Origin of the sequence: Xanthomonas sp. NCPPB 1128 (genome assembly GCF_001043115.1) — a bacterium.
Classification (GTDB): domain Bacteria; phylum Pseudomonadota; class Gammaproteobacteria; order Xanthomonadales; family Xanthomonadaceae; genus Xanthomonas_A.
Genome location: NZ_LFME01000069.1, coordinates 1 through 1,432 on the forward strand (window position 1 = coordinate 1; position 1,432 = coordinate 1,432).

The 1,432-nt window shown below is 72.8% G+C and carries 1 protein-coding gene; it reads left to right on the plus strand.

The annotated features are described in order from the left end of the window. Positions 1-263: 263 nt before the first annotated feature. The gene (locus tag ACP93_RS20745) at positions 264-1,277 is read left to right on the plus strand and encodes an alpha/beta hydrolase (RefSeq protein WP_048492550.1); all 1,014 of its coding nucleotides are present in this window, start codon (positions 264-266) and stop codon (positions 1,275-1,277) included. The last annotated feature ends 155 nt before the right edge of the window (positions 1,278-1,432 follow it).

The window sequence follows — 1,432 nt, forward strand, 5'->3', positions numbered from 1 at the left end:
GGGCTGGGCTGGGCTGGGATGGGCTGGGCTGGGCTGCGACGGCGACGGCGGCGGCGACGGCGACGGCGACACAGCGTCATGCGTTGCCGCAGACCGCGCACACACTGGAGACCAATCTCGTGCAGGCCACGCGCCACGCACGGACATCTTCCACCCTCGATGAGATCTCGACGATGTCGGCCCGGTTCTCCCAATCTCGCGCAAACACCATCGAACCGCTCGTGCCGCCCTGCGGCAGGCGCAGGCTCCGCTCCTGCATCTCGTTGCTGGCGGCGTTGGCCCTGTTGCTGGGCGCGCCCGGCGCGGCCGTGGCGGCCGAGCGGCCGGCCAGCGAGAGCGCTGCCGAACTGGCGGCGCGGCTGCCGCTGTGGCCCGGGCCGGCGCCGGGATCGACCGCCGGCCCCGATCAACCGCGTCTGGTCGAACGCAGCGACGACCCGGCGCTGCCCGACCGTGCGCTCAGCGGCCGCTACCAGCCCTACCTGGTGGTGTACCGGCCGAAGCACCCGAACGGCAGCGCGCTGCTGGTGGCGCCTGGCGGCGGTTACGCGCGCGTGGTGCTGGACAAGGAGGGCACGGCGCTGGTGCCGATCTTCGCCGAACAGGCCGGCATCACCCTGTTCGTCCTGCGCTACCGGTTGCCCGATGCGGCCACCGACGGCGCCGCCGCGCGTGACCAGCCGCTGGCCGATGCGCAGCGCGCGCTGCGCCTGATCCGCGCGCATGCCGCCGAGTACGGGGTGGATCCGCAGCGCATCGGCGCGATCGGCTTCTCCGCCGGCGGCCATGTCGCCGCCAGCCTCGGCACCCGCTATGACGATGCGGTGTATCCGGCGCGCGATGCGATCGACCGGGTCAGCGCGCGGCCAGACTTCCTGTTGTTGCTGTACCCGGTCATCGACATGGGCAGCGGCACCGCGGCGCATACCGGCTCGCGGCTGCGGCTGCTTGGCCGCCACCCGGACGCGGCAACCATGGCCGCCTACTCGCTGCAGAACCGGGTGCATGCCGGGATGCCGCCGACCTTCCTGGTGCACGCGCAGGACGACACCGTGGTGCCGGAGGAGAACAGCCTGCTGTTCTACCAGGCGCTGCGCCAGGCCGGGGTGCCGGCCGAACTGCACCTGTTCGCGCACGGCGGCCATGGCTTCGGCACCCGCGGCATCGCTGGATTGCCGTTGGCGGCGTGGCCGCAGCTGGCGCTGGGTTGGATGCGCAACGTGCAGGACGATCCGCGTGCCCGCGCGCCGATCGCGCCGCCGGCGAGCACGCCGTGAGCCTCACCGTGAGCGACCTCTCCGCCACGCAGCGGTGCCCGCCGCGCCCGCCTCGCTCATGTGATCGGATCACTGACGGTCGCAAACGCGACCCCTCCGCAACGCTTGCCGCGTCCCCGATCGCCTAGCCCAGGACACCGTCCACGCATGACCAC